The organism is Streptomyces sp. TLI_146 (assembly GCF_002846415.1).
Classification (GTDB): domain Bacteria; phylum Actinomycetota; class Actinomycetes; order Streptomycetales; family Streptomycetaceae; genus Streptomyces.
In genome coordinates this window covers 3,775,343-3,796,751 of the sequence record NZ_PJMX01000001.1, presented here as the reverse complement: position 1 = coordinate 3,796,751, position 21,409 = coordinate 3,775,343, and the positions used below count along the sequence as shown (strand labels likewise).

At 72.9% G+C, this 21,409-nt stretch carries 22 protein-coding genes; 19 read left to right on the top strand and 3 right to left on the bottom strand.

The window, feature by feature from the left end; genetic code table 11:
* Nucleotides 1-43 precede the first annotated feature (43 nt).
* Nucleotides 44-889, top strand: a complete 846-nt coding sequence (locus BX283_RS17155) for a class E sortase (protein WP_257582994.1) — start codon at nucleotides 44-46, stop codon at nucleotides 887-889.
* A gap of 82 nt (nucleotides 890-971) precedes the next feature.
* On the opposite strand, the gene BX283_RS17150 is transcribed toward BX283_RS17155, so the two are convergent.
* Nucleotides 972-2,390 (bottom strand): MFS transporter, encoded by a 1,419-nt coding sequence (locus BX283_RS17150; RefSeq protein WP_101388464.1) that lies wholly within the window; start codon nucleotides 2,388-2,390, stop codon nucleotides 972-974.
* A gap of 156 nt (nucleotides 2,391-2,546) precedes the next feature.
* Between BX283_RS17150 and BX283_RS17145 the strand changes: the two genes are divergently transcribed.
* The 4 genes from BX283_RS17145 (at nucleotide 2,547) to BX283_RS17130 (ending at nucleotide 5,518) form a co-directional block, all read left to right on the top strand.
* The gene (locus BX283_RS17145) at nucleotides 2,547-3,077 is read left to right on the top strand and encodes a helix-turn-helix domain-containing protein (protein ID WP_101388463.1); all 531 of its coding nucleotides are present in this window, start codon (nucleotides 2,547-2,549) and stop codon (nucleotides 3,075-3,077) included.
* Nucleotides 3,078-3,306: 229 nt separating this feature from the next.
* Entirely contained in the window at nucleotides 3,307-3,627 is a 321-nt protein-coding gene (locus BX283_RS17140) for a DUF6412 domain-containing protein (protein WP_257582991.1), read from the top strand.
* A gap of 161 nt (nucleotides 3,628-3,788) precedes the next feature.
* Entirely contained in the window at nucleotides 3,789-4,544 is a 756-nt protein-coding gene (locus BX283_RS17135) for a YidC/Oxa1 family membrane protein insertase (RefSeq protein ID WP_101388462.1), read from the top strand.
* 116 nt (nucleotides 4,545-4,660) lie between these two features.
* Nucleotides 4,661-5,518: a fumarylacetoacetate hydrolase family protein gene (locus BX283_RS17130; RefSeq protein WP_101388461.1), complete on the top strand. Its 858-nt coding sequence runs from the start codon at nucleotides 4,661-4,663 to the stop codon at nucleotides 5,516-5,518.
* A gap of 178 nt (nucleotides 5,519-5,696) precedes the next feature.
* On the opposite strand, the gene BX283_RS17125 is transcribed toward BX283_RS17130, so the two are convergent.
* Together BX283_RS17125 and BX283_RS17120 are read right to left on the bottom strand one after the other, a co-directional pair.
* The gene (locus tag BX283_RS17125) at nucleotides 5,697-6,164 is read right to left on the bottom strand and encodes a heme-degrading domain-containing protein (RefSeq protein WP_180357178.1); all 468 of its coding nucleotides are present in this window, start codon (nucleotides 6,162-6,164) and stop codon (nucleotides 5,697-5,699) included.
* Nucleotides 6,161-7,264: a Gfo/Idh/MocA family oxidoreductase gene (locus BX283_RS17120; protein ID WP_101388460.1), complete on the bottom strand. Its 1,104-nt coding sequence runs from the start codon at nucleotides 7,262-7,264 to the stop codon at nucleotides 6,161-6,163. Before BX283_RS17120 ends, BX283_RS17125 begins: the two co-directional genes overlap by 4 nt.
* Nucleotides 7,265-7,320: 56 nt before the next feature.
* Here BX283_RS17120 and BX283_RS17115 point away from each other — a divergent pair, with 56 nt between their 5' ends.
* The 14 genes from BX283_RS17115 to BX283_RS17050 all read left to right on the top strand — a co-directional run bounded on the left by BX283_RS17115 (nucleotide 7,321) and on the right by BX283_RS17050 (nucleotide 21,243).
* A complete protein-coding gene (locus tag BX283_RS17115; protein ID WP_101388459.1) occupies nucleotides 7,321-8,454 on the top strand; it encodes an ROK family transcriptional regulator in 1,134 nt (377 codons plus the stop codon).
* A gap of 113 nt (nucleotides 8,455-8,567) precedes the next feature.
* Nucleotides 8,568-9,317 (top strand): hypothetical protein, encoded by a 750-nt coding sequence (locus BX283_RS17110; RefSeq protein ID WP_101388458.1) that lies wholly within the window; start codon nucleotides 8,568-8,570, stop codon nucleotides 9,315-9,317.
* A gap of 64 nt (nucleotides 9,318-9,381) precedes the next feature.
* Complete coding sequence (locus BX283_RS17105) at nucleotides 9,382-10,149, top strand: GntR family transcriptional regulator (RefSeq protein WP_101392406.1); 768 nt, start codon at nucleotides 9,382-9,384, stop codon at nucleotides 10,147-10,149.
* A gap of 135 nt (nucleotides 10,150-10,284) precedes the next feature.
* Nucleotides 10,285-11,406 carry a TIGR03364 family FAD-dependent oxidoreductase gene (locus BX283_RS17100; RefSeq protein ID WP_101388457.1) on the top strand — a complete coding sequence of 374 codons (1,122 nt, stop codon included), beginning with the start codon at nucleotides 10,285-10,287 and terminating at the stop codon, nucleotides 11,404-11,406.
* A 14-nt stretch (nucleotides 11,407-11,420) separates the two neighbouring features.
* Nucleotides 11,421-12,110, top strand: coding sequence for a phosphonatase-like hydrolase (locus tag BX283_RS17095; protein WP_101392405.1), 690 nt, complete (start codon nucleotides 11,421-11,423; stop codon nucleotides 12,108-12,110).
* Complete coding sequence (locus BX283_RS17090) at nucleotides 12,107-13,192, top strand: ABC transporter ATP-binding protein (RefSeq protein ID WP_101388456.1); 1,086 nt, start codon at nucleotides 12,107-12,109, stop codon at nucleotides 13,190-13,192. The genes BX283_RS17095 and BX283_RS17090 overlap by 4 nt, the downstream gene beginning before the upstream one ends.
* Complete coding sequence (locus BX283_RS17085; protein WP_101388455.1) at nucleotides 13,185-14,138, top strand: 2-aminoethylphosphonate ABC transporter permease subunit; 954 nt, start codon at nucleotides 13,185-13,187, stop codon at nucleotides 14,136-14,138. The genes BX283_RS17090 and BX283_RS17085 overlap by 8 nt, the downstream gene beginning before the upstream one ends.
* Nucleotides 14,125-14,922: an ABC transporter permease gene (locus tag BX283_RS17080; protein WP_101388454.1), complete on the top strand. Its 798-nt coding sequence runs from the start codon at nucleotides 14,125-14,127 to the stop codon at nucleotides 14,920-14,922. Before BX283_RS17085 ends, BX283_RS17080 begins: the two co-directional genes overlap by 14 nt.
* Nucleotides 14,923-14,967: 45 nt before the next feature.
* Nucleotides 14,968-16,038, top strand: coding sequence for a 2-aminoethylphosphonate ABC transporter substrate-binding protein (locus BX283_RS17075; RefSeq protein ID WP_101388453.1), 1,071 nt, complete (start codon nucleotides 14,968-14,970; stop codon nucleotides 16,036-16,038).
* A gap of 112 nt (nucleotides 16,039-16,150) precedes the next feature.
* The gene (locus BX283_RS17070) at nucleotides 16,151-17,650 is read left to right on the top strand and encodes an alkaline phosphatase family protein (protein ID WP_101388452.1); all 1,500 of its coding nucleotides are present in this window, start codon (nucleotides 16,151-16,153) and stop codon (nucleotides 17,648-17,650) included.
* A gap of 91 nt (nucleotides 17,651-17,741) precedes the next feature.
* Nucleotides 17,742-18,521 (top strand): HAD-IIA family hydrolase, encoded by a 780-nt coding sequence (locus BX283_RS17065; protein WP_101388451.1) that lies wholly within the window; start codon nucleotides 17,742-17,744, stop codon nucleotides 18,519-18,521.
* 125 nt (nucleotides 18,522-18,646) lie between these two features.
* Nucleotides 18,647-19,225: a hypothetical protein gene (locus BX283_RS17060; RefSeq protein WP_101388450.1), complete on the top strand. Its 579-nt coding sequence runs from the start codon at nucleotides 18,647-18,649 to the stop codon at nucleotides 19,223-19,225.
* Between the two features lie 13 nt (nucleotides 19,226-19,238).
* Complete coding sequence (locus tag BX283_RS17055; RefSeq protein WP_101388449.1) at nucleotides 19,239-19,925, top strand: class F sortase; 687 nt, start codon at nucleotides 19,239-19,241, stop codon at nucleotides 19,923-19,925.
* Between the two features lie 301 nt (nucleotides 19,926-20,226).
* Nucleotides 20,227-21,243, top strand: coding sequence for a glycoside hydrolase family 6 protein (locus BX283_RS17050; RefSeq protein ID WP_101388448.1), 1,017 nt, complete (start codon nucleotides 20,227-20,229; stop codon nucleotides 21,241-21,243).
* Nucleotides 21,244-21,409: the final 166 nt, after the last annotated feature.

The following is a 21,409-nucleotide window of genomic DNA, read 5'->3' as shown; positions in this document are numbered from 1 at the left end:
CCGGCAGTCCGTACGGGGAGTGCGTACGGGAGGGCGTACGGGTGTGCGTACCGGAGTGCGTACGTCCTTCGTGCGCGCCCTCCCGGGAGCGCGGAAGCCCCCGGACCGGAAGCCCCCGTCCCGGGAGCCCGTACGGCTTCGCCCCCTCGGCCGCGTCCTCTGGACCGGTGCCGAAGCCGTCGTCACCCTCGGGCTCGTCCTCCTCCTGCTCGTCGCCCATCAGCTGTGGTGGACCAACCGCGAGGCCCGGCACGAGGCCCGGCAGACCGTACGGTCGCTGGAGCGGGAGTGGGGAGGTCGGGAGCGGGGAGGTCAGGCGGAGACGCGGAGCCCCGCACCCGCGCCCGTGGGAGCCGTCGCGCCCGCCACTCCGTCCGCCCCCGTCGAACCGCCCGCCGCCCCTGCCCGCGACCTCCCCGCCGACTCCCGCCCGGGCCCCGACCGCGCCTACGCCGTCCTCCGCCTCCCCTCCCTCGGCGTCGCCGCCCCCGTCGCCGAGGGGATCAGCAAGCGCGGTGTCCTCGACAAGGGGTACGTGGGGCACTACGCCGGGACCGCGCAGCCCGGGCAGGCCGGGAACTTCGCGCTCGCCGGGCATCGCAACACCCACGGCGAGCCCTTCCGTTACCTCAACCGGCTGCGGCCCGGGAACAAGCTCGTCGTCGAGACGCGGGACGCCGTTTTCACCTATCTGGTGGACAGGACGCTGCCGCAGACCTCCGCCCAGGACGGTGCGGTGATCGCGCCCGTACCGCGCAGTGACGTCCGTACGAAGTACGGATACGAGGAGCGCGGCTACTACATCACCCTCACCACCTGCACCCCGGAGTTCACCTCCCGGTACCGGCTCGTCGTGTGGGGGAAGCTCGCCTCGATGCGGCCTCGGTGAGCCGTGCGCCTCGGTGAGCCGTGCGCCCCGGTGGGCCACGCGGCCCCGTGAGCCATACGGACCCGGTGTGCCACCCCCCCCGCTAGTCAGCCTGAACGCGTCGCGGCCGCAGCAGCAGTACGCTCGCCGCCGCCGGGACCGCAAGGCCCGCCGACACCCACAGCGCCGTGTTCACCCCGGCCGGGGCCACCGCGATCGTCAGGGCCACGCCCGCCGACGAACCGATGTAGCGGGCCGTGTTGTTGGCGCCCGACCCCATCGCCGCCCGGTCCGCCGGGACCGACTCGACGGCCAGGCGGGGCAGGGCCGCGTTGAGCAGGCCGCTGCCGATCCCGCCGACCACCAGGCCCGGCACCAGCCGCCACAGCGTCCCGCCCGTGGGGTGCACCGCGCCCAGCATCGCCAGGACGCCCACCGTGTGCAGCGCGAAGCCGATCGCCAGCTGGTGGCGGGCGGCGACCCGGCCCGCCAGACGCCTGGCCTGGAGCGCGACCACGAACGCCAGGCCCGACCAGAGCACGAACAGCCAGGCCGCGGACATCGGTGTCGTACCGCGTACTTGGTGCAGCAGCGTCGGCAGGCAGCTGAACAGGCCGATCACCGACAGACCGGTGAACAGCGCGCCCGCCGACGACGCCAGGAACAGCGGGCGGCGGAAGAGCCCGAGGTCGATCATGGGGGTCGCGGCGCGGCGCTCCACGTACGCGAAGGCCGCCGTGAGCAGGACGGCCGCCGCGAGCAGTACGGCCACCGGTGTACGCAGCCAGCCGTCGCGGCCCAGCGTCAGCGCGCCGATCAGGGCGGTGAAGGCGAGCGCGAGGGTGACGGCACCGGCCCAGTCGGCACGCGCGCCCGCGCGCGGGGCGCGGGACTCGGTCAGGGTGCGGGCGGCGACCGCGAAGGAGACGAGGGCGGCCACGGCCAGGACCGCGTACGCCAGGCGCCAGTTGACCGTCGCCAGGCCGCCCGCGAGCAGCGGCCCGACCGCGATGCCGCCGCTGACGAACGCGCCCCATACCCCCGTCGCCCGGATCCGCGCCGCTCCCGCCGGGAAGGCCGCGACGAGCAGGCCGAGGCTGCTGGCGAGGATCGCCGCGCTGGCCGCGCCCTGGGCGACCCGGGCGAGCGTGAACAGCAAGGTGGTGGGCGCGACGGCGCCGAGCGCGATGGTGACGCCGAGCGAGAGCGTGCCCGCGAGGAAGATCCGGCGGCGCCCGTAGTCGTCGGCCAGGCTGCCCGCGACGAGGAGGAGCGCGGCCAGGCCCAGCGGGGTGCCGTTGAGCAGCCACGCCTGGGCCGAGACGGGGGTGCCGAACGACGCGGTCATCCCGGGGAGGGTCAGCATCGGCGCTGTGTAGTTCATCAGCGCGACGGCGGTGGCGGCGCTGGTCGCGGCGAGCGTGGCCCCGGGCCCCCTGGCCCCCTTCGGGGGCGCCCCGCTACCGGTCGAAGAGGAAGGGCTCGAAGAGGTGGTCGCTGTGTGCACGTTCTGGCCGGTCATGGTGTCCCGAACTCCGTAGGTTCAACTCGGCAGGTTCAACTCGGCAGGTTCAGCCGGGCAGGTTCCACCCGGGTAGGTTCAGTGAATGAACTTGTGCAGGTCGCCGACCCTAGCACGGTTGGTTCGTTCACTGAACCCTCCCGGTAGACTGGCCGTATGGCTCTCGGCAAGGACTACGCGGACCAGGAGTGCTCGATCGCCCGCGCCCTGGAGATCGTCGGCGAGCGCTGGACGCTCCTGGTGGTGCGGGACGCGCTGTACGGGGTGCGGCGGTACAACGACTTCCTCGTCCATCTGCGGATCCCGCGCGCGGTGCTGGCCGCGCGCCTCCAGACGCTCCTGGACGCCGGGATCCTGGAGAAGCGCCGCTACCAGGAGTCGCCGCCGCGCGACGAGTACGTGCCGACCGGCCGCGCCCTCGCCCTGTGGCCCGTGCTGCGCTCGCTCGGGCAGTGGGGGCGCGAGAACGTCCCCGGTGCGCAGCCGATGCGCACCTTCCATCACGCCCGGTGCGGTACGGAGCTCGGCGCGTACGGCGAGTGCCCCGCGTGCGGGGCCGTCGTACCGCCGAAGGACGTGGAGATGCGGCCGGGGCCCGGGCTGAACCCGGACCCGGAGGATCCGGTCAGCCGTGCGCTGCTGGCACCCCGGCGGCTGCTCCAGCCGGTCGAGGCCGAGCGGGTCTGACCAGCCCGCCGGTCTGCCACCGCCCCGGAGCGGACCGGCCGCCCACCTGCCGCTGACCTGGACCGCACCAGCCGCTGACCTGCCCCGGGCAACCGTCGGCAGACTTTTCCACAGGCTGCCCGCTTGTCCGAGCGGTCGTGTATAACGGCAGGAGAAGCAAGAGTTGGCACACCTGCTCGGGCGACACGTGCTCGGGTGGATGGTCAGGGACATGGGCGAGGGGGGACGCATGACCGGCAGCCGCATGGCATCGGTGCGCTGTTCCTTCGGCCTGCTCCTCTTCCTCCTCGCCGAGCTGCTCCTCATCGAGGGCGGCATCCTCTCCGGCGCCGTCGCCCTGGCCGCCACGGCCGCGACCGCCTCCGCCCTCGCCGTCTGCGCGCTGCTCGCCTCGCGCGCGGTGCCCAAGGTGCCGCGTACGCACATACGGACCGCGATACGGGACCGCGAGCGGCGCACCGCCTTCCTGCCGCAGCGCGATCCCGACGCCTCTGGGCGGCCCAGGCCCCGAGCCCCCGGCCGCCTCGCCATGACGGCCGCGGCCGCGTAGGGCTGCACCACCCCTCTCTCCGCCCTCCGCCGGGCCGTCACACCGCTCTGTCCCGCGCGCGTACCCACGTATGCCCTACCCACGTATGCCCTGCGCTCCGAAGCGCAGCAGCTCCGTACCGCGCGCCCCCAGACGCTCAGACGTGCCTCCGGAGGCTTCCCATGTCCGTATTCGCTGTATTCGCCGGCCTGGTCGAGCGCCTCGCCGACCTGGTCCAGCCGCTCTTCCACGGCTCCGCGGCCGCTGCCGCGATCGTGCTGTTCACGATGCTCGTACGGCTCGCCGTGCACCCCCTGTCCCGGCAGGCGGCCCGGGGCCAGCAGGCCCGTGCCAAGCTCCAGCCGCAACTGGCCGAGCTGCGCAAGAAGCACCGCAAGGACCCCGAGCGGCTGCGCGAGGCGGTCGCGGAACTGCACGCCGCCGAGAAGGTGTCCCCGTTCTCCGGGTGCCTGCCGAGCCTGCTCCAGCTGCCCGCGTTCTTCCTCCTCTACCAGCTGTTCTCGGACTCCGGCTTCGGCGGCGGGCACACCACGCTGCTGGACCACACCCTGCTCTCCGCCCCGCTGCGCGGCCGCTGGACGGACGCGCTCGGCCACGGCGGTCTCATAGGCGGCCAGGGCCTGGTCTACATAGGCCTGTTCCTCTTCGTCGCCGGGATCGCGACCTTCACCTACCGGCGTACGAAGCGGCAGCTCGCGACCCAGCCGCTGGTCCCGGCCGACCAGCAGGAGGGGGTGCCGGGTCTGGACACGATCACGAAGTTCATGCCGCTGATGTCGTTCGGCACGCTGATCACGGTGGCGGTGGTACCGCTGGCGGCCGCGCTGTACGTGGTGACGAGCACGACGTGGTCGGCGCTGGAGCGGGCGTACCTGTACCGGGGAGCGGCTGCGGCCCCCGTCGCTACCGCCGCGTAACAGTCCAGTGTGTGAACGGGGTCTTGCAGAGTGGACGCCGACCTTGGAGGATCGAACGATCCTTCCGATGGCCGCCACCCATCGGCCGGGCCAGGCTCGACCTAGGGAGACAGACCATGAAGCTGCTGCGCGTAGGCACGGCGGGCAACGAGCGCCCCGCGCTGCTCGCCGCCGACGGAACCCTGCGGGACCTGTCCGGGCTAGTGGCGGACATCGACGGTGACCTGCTCGCCGACGAGTTCGCCCTGGACCGGATACGGGCCGCGGCCGACACCGGTGTGCTGCCCGCGCTCGACGCGGCCGGGCAGCGCGTCGGGCCGCCGGTCGCCCGGATCGGCAAGGTCGTGTGCATCGGGCTGAACTACCACGACCACGCCGCCGAGACCGGGGCGGCGATCCCGGCCGAGCCGGTCGTCTTCTTCAAGGCGGCGGACACGGTGGTCGGCCCGAACGACACGGTCCTGGTGCCGCGCAGGTCGGTGAAGACCGACTGGGAGGTCGAGCTCGCGATCGTCATCGGCCGTACGGCCCGCTATGTGGCCGACGACGAGGACCCGCTGGCGTACGTCGCGGGGTACGCGGTGTCGCACGACGTGTCCGAGCGGGAGTTCCAGATCGAGCGCGGCGGCACCTGGGACAAGGGCAAGAACTGCGAGACGTTCAACCCGCTGGGCCCCTGGCTGGTCACCCGCGACGAGGTCCCGGACCCGCAGGCGCTGTCGCTGCGGCTGTGGGTGAACGGCGAGCTGAAGCAGGACGGCTCCACGGCGGCCCAGATCTTCCCGGTCGCGGAAGTCGTCCGGTACGTCAGCCAGTTCATGACCCTGTACCCGGGCGACGTCATCAACACGGGCACCCCGGCGGGCGTCGCGATGGGGCAGCCGGAGCCGAAGCCGTATCTGCGGGCGGGGGATGTGGTGGAGCTGGAGATCGAGGGGCTGGGCAGGCAGCGCCAGGAACTGAAGGACGCGTAGGCGCTGCGCAGGCGGGGCGGGGGTGCGGCCGTGGATCGGTCCCGGCCGTTGTCTGCTGCGGCCCGGTGGTGGGTTGGTCGCGCAGCTCCCCGCGCCCCGGGGGGTGCGGCTCGTCCCGGGGGTGATGACCCGGGGCCCGGGAGGGGGCCCCGCGACCACCCCGTGCCCGCCCCGCCCCTTACCCCTTGAACCCCCGCAACCCCTCCACCACCAGCGCATGGTCCTCCACCTGCGGCAGGCCCGAGACCGTCACCGTGCCGATGACGCCCGCGCCCGTCACCCGCAGGGGGAACGAGCCGCCGTGGGCCGCGTAGGTGTCGGGGTCCAGGCGCGAGGAAGCCTCGAAGGTCGTGTTCTTGGCGCGGAAGCGGGCGCCGACCAGGTACGAGCTGGCCGCGTACCGCTCGGTGACCCGGCGTTTGCGGTCGACCCAGGCGTCGTTGTCCGGGGTCGAGCCCGGCAGGGCGCAGCGGAACAGCTGCTGGGTGCCCCGGTGGATGTCGATCGTCACCGGGGCGCGGCGGGCCACCGCCAGTTCCCGCAGCAGTGAGCCGAGCGCCCAGGCGTCCTCGTAGGTGAAGCGCGGCAGCTCCAGTTCGGCTTCCTGTGCCTCCAGTTCGGGCACCGAGAAGGACACGGCCGTCACAGCGCCACCTCCACCGTCACGCCCTCGCGCGCCGACCTGCGCGCCGCCTCCAGGACGTCGAGGGCGGCCGCGGCCTCGTGCGCGGTGACCGGCGGCTCGCCGCCCTCGCGCAGGGCGGCGGCGATCGCCGCGTAGTACGCGGGGTAGTCGCCCGGCAGGGTCGGGGCGGGGCCGCCGCCGCCCGTCAGCGGGGACTCTCCGGAGCCGACGCGGCCCCACATCCCTTCCGGCTCCACGCCCCACGGCTCGCCGTCGCCCGGCCGCCGGCCCTCGCGCAGGGCGGACTCCTGGGGGTCGAGGCCGTACTTGACGTAGCCCGCGGTGGAGCCCAGCACCCGGAAGCGGGGGCCCAGTTGGGCCGTCGTCGCGCTCACATAGAGGTGCGAGCGCACGCCGCCCGCGTGGGTGATCGCGATGAAGGTGTCGTCGTCGGCCCGGGCGCCCGGACGGCGTACGTCGGCCTCCGCGTACACCCGCAGCGCCGGGCCGAACAGGACCAGGGCCTGGTCGACGAGGTGGCTGCCCAGGTCGTACAGCAGACCGCCGATCTCCGCCGGGTCGCCCGACTCGCGCCAGCCGCCCTTGGGCTGCGGGCGCCAGCGCTCGAAGCGGGACTCGAAGCGCTGGATCTCGCCGAGTTCGCCGGACGCCAGCAGCGCGCGCAGCGTGAGGAAGTCGTTGTCCCAGCGGCGGTTCTGGAAGACCGAGAGCAGCAGGCCGCGCTCCTCGGCGAGGGCGGCGAGGCCGCGCGCCTCGGCGGCCGTGCCCGCGAGCGGTTTGTCGACGACGACCGGGATCCCGGCCTTCAGCGCGTCGGTGGCGATCGGCACATGCGTCTTGTTGGGCGAGGCGATCACGACGAGGTCGAGACCGGCGTCGTGGAGCTCGTCGGGGGAGGCGGCGAACCGCAGCCCGTCGCCGTGCTCGGCGCGGGCCTGCTCCCGGCGCTCGGGGCTGGACGTGACGACCGTGTCGAGGACCAGCCCCTCGGTCGCGGCGATCAGCGGGGCGTGGAAGACGGATCCCGCCAGGCCGTAGCCCACGAGTCCGACGCGCAGATCCGTTCCGGCGCGGAAGTCAGTGTCCGTACGAGCATTCATGCCACCCACTTAAGCAACGCTGTTGCCAAAGTGCAAGCGCAGGAGACAATGGGAGGGTGAACAGGAGTAACTCGGGAGCCAATCTGCCGGCCCTGCGCAGCCACAACGCCGCGCTGGTGCTCGATCTGCTGCGTACGGCCGGGGACGCCGGGATCAGCAGACTGGAGCTCGCCGAGCGCACCGGGCTCACCCCGCAGGCCGTCAGCAAGATCACCGCACGGCTGCGGGCGGAGGGGACGGCGACCGAGGCGGGCCGCCGCGCCTCGACCGGCGGCAAGCCGCGCACGGTGCTCAAACTGGTGCCCTCCGCCGGGCACGCCATAGGGCTGCACCTCGACCGCGACGAGCTCACCGTGGTCCTGGTCGACCTGGCGGGCACGCTCGTCGGGGTCCGTACCGTGCCGCTCGACCTAGGCGCGGGCCACGACACGGTGGTGGGGACCGCGGCCGAGCAGGCCGAGGCGCTGATCGGGGGGCGCCCGATACTCGGCGTGGGCGTGGCCTGCCCCGGCCCGCTCGACCACCACACCGGGGTGCTCCACCGGGTCACCGGCTTCCCGCAGTGGAACGGGTTCCCGCTGCGCGACGCGCTCGCCGCGCGCCTGGGCCTGCCGGTCGTCCTCGACAAGGACACCAACGCCGCCGCCCTGGGCCTGGCCCTGCGCGGCCCGGCCGACTCCTTCGCCTACCTCCACCTCGGTACGGGCCTGGGCGCGGGTCTGGTCCTCGGCGGCACCCTGCTGCGCGGCTCGCGCACCGGCGCGGGCGAGTTCGGCCACCAGACGATCCTGCTCGGCGGCCCCGCCTGCGACTGCGGCGCGCGCGGCTGCATCGAGGCGCTGTGCCTGATGTCGGTGGCCCGCGGCGACATCGCGGCCGCCGCCCGCTTCCTGGGCGTCGGCGCCGCGAACCTCGTCGGCTTGCTGGACATCGACCGCGTCCTGCTCGGCGGCCGTACGGTCATGGGCGCGCAGGACGGTTTCGTACGAGGAGTGCGCGCGGTCCTGGAGGAGCGGGCCCGCCGGGGCGGGGACGCGCGAGCGGTCCCGGTGTCGGTGGCGCCGGGCGGGCCGCACGCGGTGGCGGAGGGGGCGGCCCGGCTGATCCTGGGGCCGGTGTTCGGGCACGGGGACGCGGGCACCCGGCTGCATGCTTCCGGCCGTTCGTCCGACCTTCCGATATTGGGCTGATCGGGCGGACTTCGGGAGCGGTACCGGGGCGGGCGGGCGTGGCGGGGGAGTGTCGGCGCGGCCGCGTGGCAGGGTCCCGGAGCACGTACGCCCGCGAGCAGCAGAGGTCCCCCATGAGACTGCGCAACGCCCTCGCCATCTCCGTGACCGCCGCCGCCGCGCTGACCGGAACGTCGGGCGCGGCCGCGACGGCCGACGAGAGCGAGCCGCGCGGGCGGCAGGGGCACGCGTCGTTCTCCGCCGCCAACCAGCCCGTCTGCGGGGACCGGGCCGGGGCCGACTTCCCCGTGGACACGCGGATCCACGGCGGTCCGGCCGAGTACCGCCCCGGCGGGGGCCCGCAGCTCTGGTACGTCGACCTCACCAACACCACCGCGCACACCTGCCGCAACATCCACCCCGTGGTCGTCCTCGTCGACCGGGACCGGACGCTCAAGGACTCCCAGGCGAAGCTGGAGTTCTTCGACGCGGCGGGCGGCGGCGGGCGGGCGCGGCCCGTTCCGTTCGAGCGGACGGACGCGGACGAGCACATCGGGGTGTTCGACGACGGGTTCCCGGGGTTCGTGATCGGGGCGGGGGAGACGGTGACCGTGAAGGTGCGGCTCGCGTTCACGGCCGATACGCGGCCGAACGAGGTGACCGTGAACGCGGCGGTCGTGCAGCGGCGGGGGGAGGACGGGGAGTGGATCGGGGAGTCCGGGGGGTATCGGTTCGGGATCGCGCCCGAGGCGCCGGCGGCGCAGCTCGCGGGGCCGCCGGAGCTGGCGGACACGGGGTCCCGGTTTCCGCCCGGGCTCGCCGCGGGCCTGCTGGTCGGGGGCGGGGCGCTGGTCGCGGCGGCGTGGCGGCTGCGGCGGCGCTGACGTACCCCGGAGGCGTGGGGAACCGGGTCCCCGGCCACACACGGTGACGTGCGACGATCCCTCCGTGGACTACCCGAACGACCAAGCCCCCGGCGCCCCCATTCGGTCCGGCATTCCGGAGCACGGGCGGATTCCCAAGTACTACGCCGTGAAGGCCCAAGTGGCCGCCCTGATCGATGAGTTGGGGGAAGGTGGGCTGCTGCCCACCGAGCGGGACCTCGCCGAGCGGTACGAGGTCGCCCGGGAGACCGTGCGGCAGGCGCTGCGCGAGCTGCTGCTCGAAGGGCGGCTGCGGCGGCAGGGGCGCGGCACCGTCGTCGCCGGGCCCAAGCTGGAGCAGCCCCTCTCGCTCGCGAGCTACACCGAGGGCGTACGGCGGCAGGGGCGGCGGCCCGGGCGCAGTCTGATCTCGCTCGACCGCTTCCCCTGCCCGCCCGCGCTCGCCGCCGAGACCGGCCTTGAGCGCGGTGAGCCCGTCTGGCACATGGAGCGCGTACTGCTCGCCGACGACGAGCGCATGGGGCTGGAGAGCACCTACGTCGCCGTGGCCCGAGTGCCGCGTCTGGACAGCGAGTTCACCCCGGACTCGTCCTTCTACGCCTACCTCCACGACCGGCTCGGCATCGCCTTCGGGGACGCCGACGAGCGCATCGAGACCGTCCTCGCCACCCCGCGCGAGGCGCTGCTCATCGGCACCCCGCCCGCGCTCCCCATGCTGCTCATCCACCGCGTCTCCCGCGACCCCGACGGACAGCCCCTGGAGCGCGTCCGCACCCTCTACCGCGGCGACCGGTTCTCCTTCACCACGCACCTCGGGACAGCGAAGAACTGATCGGACATGTGCTGGCGAAACGGACGCCTTTGGTAACGTAATGATAACGGGTCTAGCCCAACATTGAAGGCGCGTTCACCGTCCCGTCGCCGTCCCGACCCGTCCGGGCCACCCGCCGCGAGGACTGTTCACGCCGTGAGAGTCATCGTCGTTGGAGCCGGCGTGGTGGGAACCATGCACGCCTGGCACGCAGTGGAACGCGGCCACGAGGTCGTACAGATCGAGCGCGAGAGCGAGGCGCGCGGGGCATCGCTCCGCAACTTCGGGCAGATATGGGTCAGCGGCCGGGCGGGAGGTGAGGAGCTGGACACCGCCCTGCGGGCCCGCGAGCTGTGGGAGGGGATCGGGGAGCGCGTGCCGGAGCTGGGCTTCCGGCCCTGCGGCTCGCTCACCCCGGTCCGGGGCGACCTCGAACTCGCCGTCGCCGAGGCCGCGTTGGCGCGCGAGGACGCGGCCGCGCGCGGCTACAAGCTGCTCACCGCCGACGAGGCGCGCGCCCTCAACCCGGCCCTGCGCGGTGACTTCACCGCCGCCCTGTGGTGCGAGCGGGACGCGGCCGTGGAGCCTCGCACCGCCCAACTCGCTCTGAAGGCAGAGCTGTTGAGGTCGGGGCGGTACACCTTCCTCGGCGGGCGTGAAGTGCGCGAAGTCATCGGAGACCACGGCGTCCGCGACGACCACGGTGACGTGCACACCGGCGACGCCGTCGTCCTGTGCACGGGCGCCTGGCTCGGCGGACTCGTCCGCGAGCTGGTGCCCGACCTGCCGGTGCGGCGCGTACGCCTCCAGATGATGCAGACCGAGCCGCTCGGCGAGCCGCTGACCACATCCGTCGCGGACGCCGACAGCTTCCGCTACTACCCGGCGTACGCGGGCGGGGCGCTCGACGCGCTCAACGCGGGCCAGGCGCAGGACCCGACGGCCGCCGCGCACAAGATGCAGCTGCTGATGGTCCAGCGCAAGGACGGCGGGCTGACCATCGGCGACACGCACGAGTACGAGCACCCCTTCGCCTTCGACGTCACCGAGGAGCCGTACGAGCACCTCGGTCGCGTCGTCGAGTCCTTCCTCGGCCGCCCGCTGCCGAGGATCAAGCACCGCTGGGCCGGGGTGTACGCGCAGTGCACCGACACCACCCGGGTCGTCCACCGGCAGCAGGTGCGCGACGGGGTGTGGCTGGTCACCGGACCGGGCGGGCGCGGGATGACCTGCTCGCCCGCGATCGCCGAACGCACCGCGAACGAGCTGGGCTGGTAAGGGAGTCGATGGACATGAGCAACGCCACCACCACGTACGACCTGGTCGTGCTCGACATGGCGGGCACCACCGTCGCCGACGGCGGACTCGTCGAGCAGGCCTTCGCGGCCGCCGCGCGCAGCCTCGGCGAGGACCCCGGGACGATGGTCGACTACGTCCGCGCCACCATGGGCGAGTCCAAGATCTCCGTCTTCCGGCACCTGTTCGGGGACGAGAGCCGGGCGCGGCAGGCCAACACCGCCTTCGAGGAGGCGTACGGGGAACTCGTCGCGGGCGGGCGCGTCAGCGCGCTGCCCGGCGCCCGCGAAACCATCGAGAAGCTGCGCTCCGAAGGCCGCACGGTCGTCCTGACCACCGGTTTCGCCCGGGTCACCCAGGATGCCATCCTCGGCGCGCTCGGCTGGCGCGACCTGGTCGGGCTGACCCTGTGCCCGGCCGACGCGGGCGGCCGGGGGCGCCCGTACCCGGACATGGTGCTCGCCGCGCTCCTGCGCACCGGGGCGGTGGACTCGGTGCGGCGGATCGCGCTGGCCGGGGACACCTCGTACGACATGCTCAGCGGGGTCCGGGCCGGGGCGGGGGTCGTCGCGGGGGTGCTGACCGGCGCCCACGGCAAGGACGCGCTGTACGAGGCCGGGGCCACCCATGTGCTCGGCTCGGTGGCGGAGCTGCCGGACGTGCTGGCGCGGGCGGAAGCGTCGTGAGCGGCGCGGCCCCCACCGGCGGGACCCCTGTCGGCGGCATCCGCTTCGACGGGGTGAGCGTCGCCTACGGCGGTACCACCGTCCTCGACTCGCTCGACCTCACCGTGGAGCCCGGCGAGGTCATGGCGCTGCTCGGGCCGTCCGGGTCCGGCAAGACCACCGCGCTGCGGGCGGTCGCCGGGTTCGTGCGGCCCGCCTCCGGGCGGGTGTTCATCGGCGGCCGGGACGTCACGGCGCTGCCGCCGCACCGGCGCGGGATCGGGATGGTCGTCCAGCAGTACGCCCTCTTCCCGCACATGCGCGTCGCCGACAACGTCGCCTTCGGGCTCAAGGCGCAGAAGCTCGTCGCCAAGGGCGAGATCGCCGGGCGGGTCGCCGAGGCGCTGGAGATGACGGGGATGGCGGCGTACGCGCGGCGCTATCCGCGCGAGCTGTCCGGCGGGCAGCAGCAGCGCGTCGCGATCGCGCGGGCGCTGGCGATACGGCCGGGCGTGCTGCTCCTGGACGAGCCCCTGTCGGCGCTCGACGCGCAGCTGCGCTCCGGCATGCTGAGCGAACTCGCCCGGCTGCACCGCGAGTTGCCGGACGTCTCGATCCTGTACGTCACCCACGACCAGGTCGAGGCGCTGACCCTGGCCGACCGGATCGCCGTGATGGACCGGGCGCGGCTGCGGGACTGCGGCACGCCGCAGGAGCTGTACCGGCGCCCGCGCACGGAGTTCACGGCGTCCTTCGTCGGCAACGCCAACCTGCTGCCCGTACGGGTCGGTCCCGGGTACGTGTCGTTCGGCGGTACGGCGCTGGAGGTGGCCACGGAGTCGGTGGCGGTGGGGGCGTCGGCGACGCTCTGCGTCCGCCCGCACCTGGTCGGCCTCGGGGACGGGCCCAACGCCCTGCGGGGGCGGATCTCCGAGGTCCAGTGGCGCGGCTCCACGCACCGCCTGTACGTGGAGGTGGACGGGCACGCCGTGAAGGCGGACGTGCGCGAGCTGCGTCGGCCTCCGGCGCTGGGCGATGAGGTTACCCTGCACTTCGCGTCGGAGGATGCGGTGCTCCTGTCGGCAGGGGTGGGGCATGGCTAGTCCAACTGGCCCCAAAGTCTCCGGGCACCCGGGACCGGGGGCTGTGGCCACCCGTCCCACCCAGCCGTCGGGCGGTGAGCGCCTGCCTGCGGAACGGGGCGGCCGCGCAAGCTCGTTGACCGGGCGCCTGCCCACCGCCCTCTGGGCCCTGCCTCCCGTCCTCGCCCTCGCCCTCGTCTTCCTCTATCCCCTCTTCCTCGTCGTCAAGCAGTCGCTCACCCCCGACGGGAGCGACGGGGTCTCCCTCGCGCCCTACCAGGACGTGTTCGCCTCCGCCGCCTTCCGGGACGCGCTCTGGACCACGGTGTGGCTGGCCGTGGGGGCGACCGCCGGGTGTCTGGTGCTGGGGTTCGTGCTCGCGCTGGTCATCGCGTTCGTACCGTTTCCCGGCGGGAAGGCCGTCGCCCGGTTCATCGACGTGTTCCTCTCCTTCCCGTCCTTCCTGATCACGCTCGCGCTGCTCTTCCTCTACGGAACCGTCGGCATGGCCAACGGGCTGTGGACGGACGTCACGGGCGCGCACTCGGGGCCGTTCCAGTTCCTCACCACGCCCTGGGGCGTACTCCTCGCGGAGATCACGTACTTCACGCCCTTCGTGATGCGCCCGCTGCTCGCCGCGTTCTCGCAGCTCGACACGGCACAGCTGGAGGTCGCCTCCTCGCTGGGCGCCCGGCCCGGGCGGATCGTGCGGCGGGTCGTGCTGCCCGAGGCGCTGCCCGCGCTCGCCGCGGGCGGTTCGCTCGTCCTCGTGATGTGCCTCAACGAATTCGGCATCGTGCTCTTCACCGGTGCGAAAGGGGTCACCACCCTCCCCATGCTCGTCTACAGCAAGGCGATCCTGGAGTCGGACTACCCGGCCGCCTGTGTCGTCGCCGTCGTCAACATCGCGATCTCCGTGGGCCTGTACGGCCTCTACCGGGTGGTGAGCCGACGTGTTGGTGCATAGCCGAGGCGGCCGCTGGGCCACCTGGACCGTGTTCTTCGTCCTCTTCCTGCCCCTGTTCGCCCTGCCGCTGCTCGTGGTGGTCGCCGCCTCGTTCGCGACCAACTGGTCCGGCGCCTTCCCGTCCGGCTTCACCACCGGGCACTACGACGCCGCCACCACCGGCGACTCCCTCCAGGCCCTCACCACCAGCCTGGTCACCGCGCTCACGGCCAGCGTGCTCGCCCTGACCGTCGGGGCCTGGGCGGCGCTCGCCGCCGCCTCGCTGAACAAGCGCGGCAAGAGGGCCATGGACGCCCTGTTCGTGTTGCCCGTCGCCGTCCCTTCGGTGGTCGTCGGCTTGGCCGTCCTGGTCGCGTTCTCCAAGCCGCCGTTCCTGCTCAACGGGACGCGCTGGATCGTGATCCTCGCGCACACCGTTCTTGTCACGGCGTTCGCCTACCAGTCGGTTTCGGCCGCCATCCTGCGTCTCGACCCGATGTACGAGCAGGCCGCCGCCAGCCTCGGCGCCCGGCCCTCGTACGTGCTGTGGCGCGTGCGGCTGCCCCTGCTGCTGCCGTCGCTGAACGCGGCCGCGGGGCTCTGCTTCGCCCTGTCCATGGGCGAGTTGAGCGCCACGATGATGCTCTACCCGCCGGACTGGACACCCCTGCCGGTGCAGATCTTCGCCGCCACCGACCGGGGCTCGCTCTTCACCGGCGCGGCCGTCGCCGTGGTCCTCATGGGCACGACCCTGCTCGTCCTGCTCGCGGTCTCCCGTATCCGTACCAAAGCCGGCTACCGATAGCCGCCGCCGACAACCCGCATACAGACACCAGGAGTTCGAGACGTCATGCGCACAAGCCTCCTCACCCCGCTCGCCGCCGTCACCGGCAGCCTCGCCCTCGCCGCCGCCCTCACCGCCTGCGGCGGCTCCTCCTCCGCCGACTCCAAGTCCGACGAGAAGGTCGTCACGGTCTACAGCGCCGACGGTCTGAAGGGGGAGAAGGGCGACGGCTGGTACGACAAGGTCTTCAAGGACTTCGAGGCGAAGACCGGCATCAAGGTCAAGTACGTCGAGGGCGGCTCGGGCGAGATGGTGCAGCGCGCCGTCCGCGAGAAGTCCAACACCCAGGCGGACGTGCTGGTCACACTGCCCCCGTTCATCCAGCAGGCCGACACCAAGGGCCTGCTCCAGCCGTACACCCCGGCGGGCGCCGACAAGGTGCCGGACGCGCAGAAGAACGCCAAAGGCAAGTGGACGGCCGTCGTCAACAACTACTTCGGCTTCGTCTACAACAAGAAGGAGCTTCCGCAGGCCCCCAGGACCTGGGAGGAGCTGCTCGGCGGCAAGTACAAGAACAAGCTCCAGTACTCCACCCCGGGCGTCGCCGGTGACGGCACCGCCGTCGTCATCAAGGCGATGCACGACTTCGGCGGCAAGGAGGCCGCCATGGAGTACCTGAAGAAGCTCCAGGCCAACAACGTCGGCCCGTCCGCCTCCACCGGCAAGCTCGCCCCCAAGGTGGACAAGGGCGAACTCCTCGTCGCCAACGGCGATGTGCAGATGAACTACGCCCAGGCCAAGACCATGCCCAACCTCGGCATCTGGTTCCCGGCGACCGGCCCCGGCAAGCCCACCACCTTCGCGCTGCCGTACGCCGCCGCGCTCGTCGACAAGGCCCCGCACACCACCAACGGCAAGAAGCTGCTCGACTTCATGCTCACCGAGCAGGCCCAGCAGCAGGTCAGCGCCATCGGCGGCGGCTTCGCGGCCCGTACGGACGTGAAGGCCACCGACCCCAACGCCACCGCCCTCGCCCAGCTGATCCAGGGCGTCGAGGTCTTCGAGCCGAACTGGCTCGACATCAGCACCAACCTGCCGTCGTACGTGGACGCCTGGAAGTCCGCGACCGGCAGCTGATCCGCAGCCGATCCGCCGCTCCACCCCCGCACCAGAACGCTCCCCGACGCCCCTGCACCGCCAGGGGCGTCGTCCTGCCCGCGCTCGCCCTCTTTCGTCCCCGGAGGACCACGTGAACCCGTCAGGAATCTCCCGCCGCTCACTGCTCGCCGGCGCCGCCGCCCTCGCGGCCGCCGCGGGCCCCCTCGCCTCCGTCGCCCGAGCCGCCGCCCGCACCCCCAAGGTGCTGGTGGTCGGCCTGGACGGCACGCTGCTCAACCGCGTCAAGGACGCCGACGCGCCCCGCCTCAAGTCCCTGATGGCGAACGGCCTCACGGCCGCGAGCTCGATCTACGCCAACCCCTTCGCCCCCACCATGTCCGGCCCCGGGTGGTCCACGATCATCACGGGCGTCTGGCCGGACAAGCACAACGTCAAGGACAACAGCTTCACCGGCCAGCGCTTCGCCCAGTACCCGGACTTCCTCACCCGCGCCGAGACGGCGAAGCCCTCGCTCTCCACGTACGCGGTCTCCTCCTGGGCGCCGATCACCGACACGATCTTCTCCTCGAAGGTCGACACCCGGGTCTCGACACCGAGCGCCGAGTACGACACGGGCACCACCGCACGGGCCGTCGCCCAGCTCAAGGGCGCCCCCGGTCCGGACGCCGTCTTCGTCCAGCTCGACAACGTCGACCACGCCGGGCACACGTACGGGGCCGCCAGCCAGCAGTACCTGGACGCGATCCACGGCGTGGACACCCAGGTCGGGCAGCTGGTCGACGCGATCGCCTCCCGGGCCACGTACGCGGACGAGGACTGGCTGGTCCTGGTGACCGCCGACCACGGCCACACCGACCCGGGCGGCCACGGCGGCTCCACCTGGCAGGAACGCCAGACGTTCCTGATCGCCACCGGCGGGACCACCACACCCGGCTCGGTCCGCCACGACATCCGGATGCCCGACGTCGCCGCCTCCGCCCTCGCCCACCTCGGCATCGCCGTCGACCCGGCGTGGGGCCTGGACGGCCGCCCCCTCCAGCAGCCGTCGCCGGATGACTTCGACTCCCTGCGCCCGCAGCTGAGGACGCCGGTCGACGAGAGCGGCATCGGCGCGGGTGTCATCGGCTTCACCCACACCCCGCCCGCCGGCTGGTCCGTCGACAACTCCCGGATGGGCGGCGGCGGGGTCACCGAGTGGCGCGGCTGGTCGTTCACCACCGACGAGTTCTGGACCAAGGCCCAGCGCGACCAGCAGCGCGAGTCCAACGTCCGGGCCCGCAGCGTCTTCGCGGTGGCCGACGGCGACGAGTGGACCGACAAGTCCTTCACCGGCACCTTCGACTCCACCCTCGTCAGCCCCGCCTGGCCGGTGCGCGGCGGCGCCCCCGCCACGCTCTCGTACGTGACGCACTACCTCCAGGAGAGCCCGCAGAAGGGCGAGGTGCTCGTCTCCTACGACGGGGCGGCGCCGGTGACGGTGAAGACGTACGCCTCGGACACCGTCGCCAAGGCCGAGTCGCTCACCCTGGACGTGCCCGCCGGGGCCACCACCGCCCAGGTGCGCTTCCGCTACACCGGGGGCAACAACTGGTACTGGGTGATCGACCAGGTCAAGATCTCGGCTTCCTGACTAGGCTGGGCGGTGTCGGTACGGCACAGCGCGGTGCACCCCGGCACCGTCCAGTTCTTCGTCCAGCGCACACCGCAGGAGAGTCCGCCCCATGGCAGAGCGCAAGCCGATCGAATCCTGGCTCACCGACATGGACGGGGTCCTCATCCACGAGGGCACGCCGATCCCGGGGGCGGACGCCTTCCTCACCGGGCTGAAGGAGTCGGGCAAGCCGTTCCTCGTCCTCACCAACAACTCCATCTACACCCCCCGCGACCTCCAGGCGCGCCTGGCCCGCATGGGCCTGCACGTGCCGGTCGAGAACATCTGGACGTCGGCGCTCGCCACCGCCAAGTTCCTGGACGACCAGCGGCCCGGCGGCACGGCGTATGTGATCGGGGAGGCGGGGCTCACCACCGCGCTGCACGACATCGGGTACGTCCTGACCGACCACGAGCCGGACTACGTGGTCCTGGGCGAGACCCGTACGTACAGCTTCGAGGCGCTCACCAAGGCGATCCGGCTGATCAACGGCGGGGCGCGGTTCATCTGCACCAACCCGGACGAGACCGGCCCCTCCACCGAGGGCCCGCTGCCCGCCACCGGCGCGGTCGCCGCGCTGATCACCAAGGCGACCGGCAAGAAGCCGTACTTCGCGGGCAAGCCGAATCCGCTGATGATGCGGACGGGGCTGAACGCGATCGGGGCGCACTCGGAGACCAGCGCGATGATCGGGGACCGGATGGACACGGACGTCCTCGCGGGGCTTGAGGCGGGGATGCAGACGTTTCTGGTGCTCACCGGGCTCACCCGGCCCGAGGATGTCGAGAACTTCCCGTTCCGGCCGTCCAAGACCGTGGACTCGATCGCCGATCTGGTGAAGCTGATCTAGTCGCTGCGGGTTGTGTGCGGCTGGTCGCGCAGTTCCCCGCGCCCCTATGGGTGCGGGCACCGTTCGGACGTGCCCGGGATGCGGAAGAGCCTCTGCCGCGTGAATCTTCCTACAGGAGGTTCACGATGCGCTTTCGACAGGTCACGCTCTGTGCGGCCGTGGCGGCCGCCACCGCTCTGATGCCCGTGGCGGCCGCCACGGCGGAGTCCGAGTCGCACGGGTCACTGACGGTGACACCGTCCACCATCGCCCCGGGCGGTGAGGTGGCCCTGCGGGTCAGCGTGTGCGGCGGCCGCCAGGCCGTCGGGACCTCGGAGGCCTTCGTCTCGCAGGCGCAGTTCGCGCCGGCCGCGGACGGGGGCCTCTTCGCGCAGGCCCGGATCCGGTCGGATGCCCAGGCGCGCGGCTACGACATCTGGGTGAACTGCAAGGACGGCCCGGGCCAGGCCTCCGGCCGCGTCACGGTCGTGCACGGCGGCGGCCACCAGGACGGCCATCACGACGGCAACGAGCACCCCGACCACCACGCCACCCCGCACGCCCCGGTCCACGCGGGCGGCGGCGGGGCCGCGCACCTCGCCGACCGGCAGGCCACCGAGCAGGGCCCGGGCACCCGGCACGCGGTGATCGGCCTGGCCCTGGCGGCCGTGGCGGCGGTCGCGGTGGCGGGCCGCAGCGTGCGGCGCCGGCGCCGCGCGGACTGAGACGACCGGGGCGATGTCCTCCGAGCACACGTCCGGCACCGGACGGCTGCTGACGGGCCTGGCCTGGGCGGTCCTGCTGCTCGGCCTGTGGCTGTGGGGCCGGGAGGCCACCGAGGGCCCCGTCGGCAGCTCGGCGCCCACCACGGGTGACGTGGCGGCCGTGGGGCGCCCGCTGGGCGTACCGCTGCCGCCCGCGCACGACCCGGTGACGACGGCGCCGCCGCAGCGTGTCGAGATCCCTTCGATAGGCGTGACCGCGCCCGTCGTGCCGCGTGGCCTCGACACCGCGGGTGCGGTCGATCCGCCGCCGTACGACCGGCCGGGCACGGTCGGCTGGTTCGGTGCCGGGGTCCAGCCCGGCGGGCCGGGAGCGGCGCTGTTCGTCGGCCACGTCGACACCGAGAGCAAGCCGGCCGTCTTCTACGGCCTGAGCGCCGCCCGGCCCGGCGAGAAGGTCCGGGTGACCAGGACCGACGGGTCGGTCGCCGAGTTCACCATCGACGACGTGCAGGTCTTCGGGCGGGACCGGTTCGACGCGCACAAGGTGTACGGGCCGCGCCGGGCGGGGCGCGCCGAGCTGCGGCTGATCACCTGCGGGGGCACCTACGACCGCAAGGCGCGCGCGTACACGGCGAACGTGGTCGTGTCGGCCTATCTCACGGACGTACGGCCCGCGGCGGCGGCCAGGTCCGTAACCTAGCCCGGCCGACGGCCCGCTCCCCCCGGAGCCGCCGGCCGGGCCGGTCCTCGACCGTGGGTGCACGGGCTGCGGGAGAAGCCCGGCACCTCCACGGGAGGTTTCGAGGGGACCAGCGCCAACGCGGGCCGGGACTGGGGCCGATGCGACCACTGTAGAACCGTTGTGCGCTTTCGGCCTAGGGCTGGATAACGCCAAGTCGCCTTCCGTACGCGCTCGGTGGGAACGGGCTCGTGGGGGTGTGCGCGGGTGTGCCACGATGGATCGGGGGAAGCGTCCGGGAAAGTACGTTTGAGGGGGTCGGATGTTCCGGAGTGGTGCGCGGACGGGCGCGGTCGGGGTGGCGGTGGCGGCCGTGGGTACGGCGCTGGCGCTGACGTCCTGTTCGTCTTCTTCCGACTCTGACTCTGACAAGAAGCCCGACGTGGCGCAGCAGCCGAAGGGCACCGATCCGTTCTGGGTCAACCCGGACGGCAACGCGTCGCGGCAGGCAGCGAAGTACCGCAAGAGCGGTGACGACGCCAAGGCCGCGCTGATCGGGAAGATCGCGGCGCAGCCGGTCGGGGAGTGGATCGGCCCGGAGAACCCGGAGTCGGAGGCGAAGGGCTTCACCGAGGCGGCGGCGAAGGCCGACCGTACGGCGCTGCTCGTGCTCTACAACATCCCGCACCGCGACTGCGGCCAGTTCTCCAAGGGCGGCGCGACGGACGGCGACGCGTACCGGGCGTGGGTGGACAAGGTGGCCGCCGGGATCGGCGACCGGGGCGCCACGGTGGTCCTGGAGCCGGACGCGGTGCTGCACCTGGTCGACGGGTGCACGCCGCAGCAGTTCGCCGAGGAGCGGTACGACCTGCTGAGGAAGGCGGTCGAGCGGCTGAAGCGGCAGCCCGGCGTGAAGGTGTACGTGGACGCGGGCAACGCGGGGTGGCAGCGGCCGGACGCGCTGGACGAGCCGCTGCGGCGGGCGGGCGTGGAGGCGGCCGACGGCTTCGCCGTCAACGTCTCCAACTTCCAGACGACGGCGGCGAGCCGGGACTTCGGCCACCAGCTGTCCGCGAAGCTCTCCGGCAAGCACTTCGTGATCGACACGAGCCGCAACGGGAACGGGCCCTATACGGGCGGCGACCCGAAGGAGACCTGGTGCAACCCCCCGGGGCGGGCGCTGGGCGACCGTCCGACGACTCGGACGGGGGACGGGCTGGTCGACGCGTATGTGTGGGTGAAGCGGCCGGGGGAGTCGGACGGGGACTGCAAGGGGGGGCCTCGGGCGGGGGAGTGGTGGGCGGAGTATGCGCTGAGCTTGGCGGCGAACAGTAAGTAGCCCCACCCCGCCCGTTCCCGAAAGCCCTCTGGCGGGCGGCCGGGTTCGTTCGTCTGCGGACCGTGCTGGGTTGCTCGCGCAGTTCCCCGCGCCCCTTAGATGCCGCTGCGCGGCAATCCCCTGGGCGGCCCGAAGGGGCGCTTTCAGGGGCGCGGGGAACTGCGCG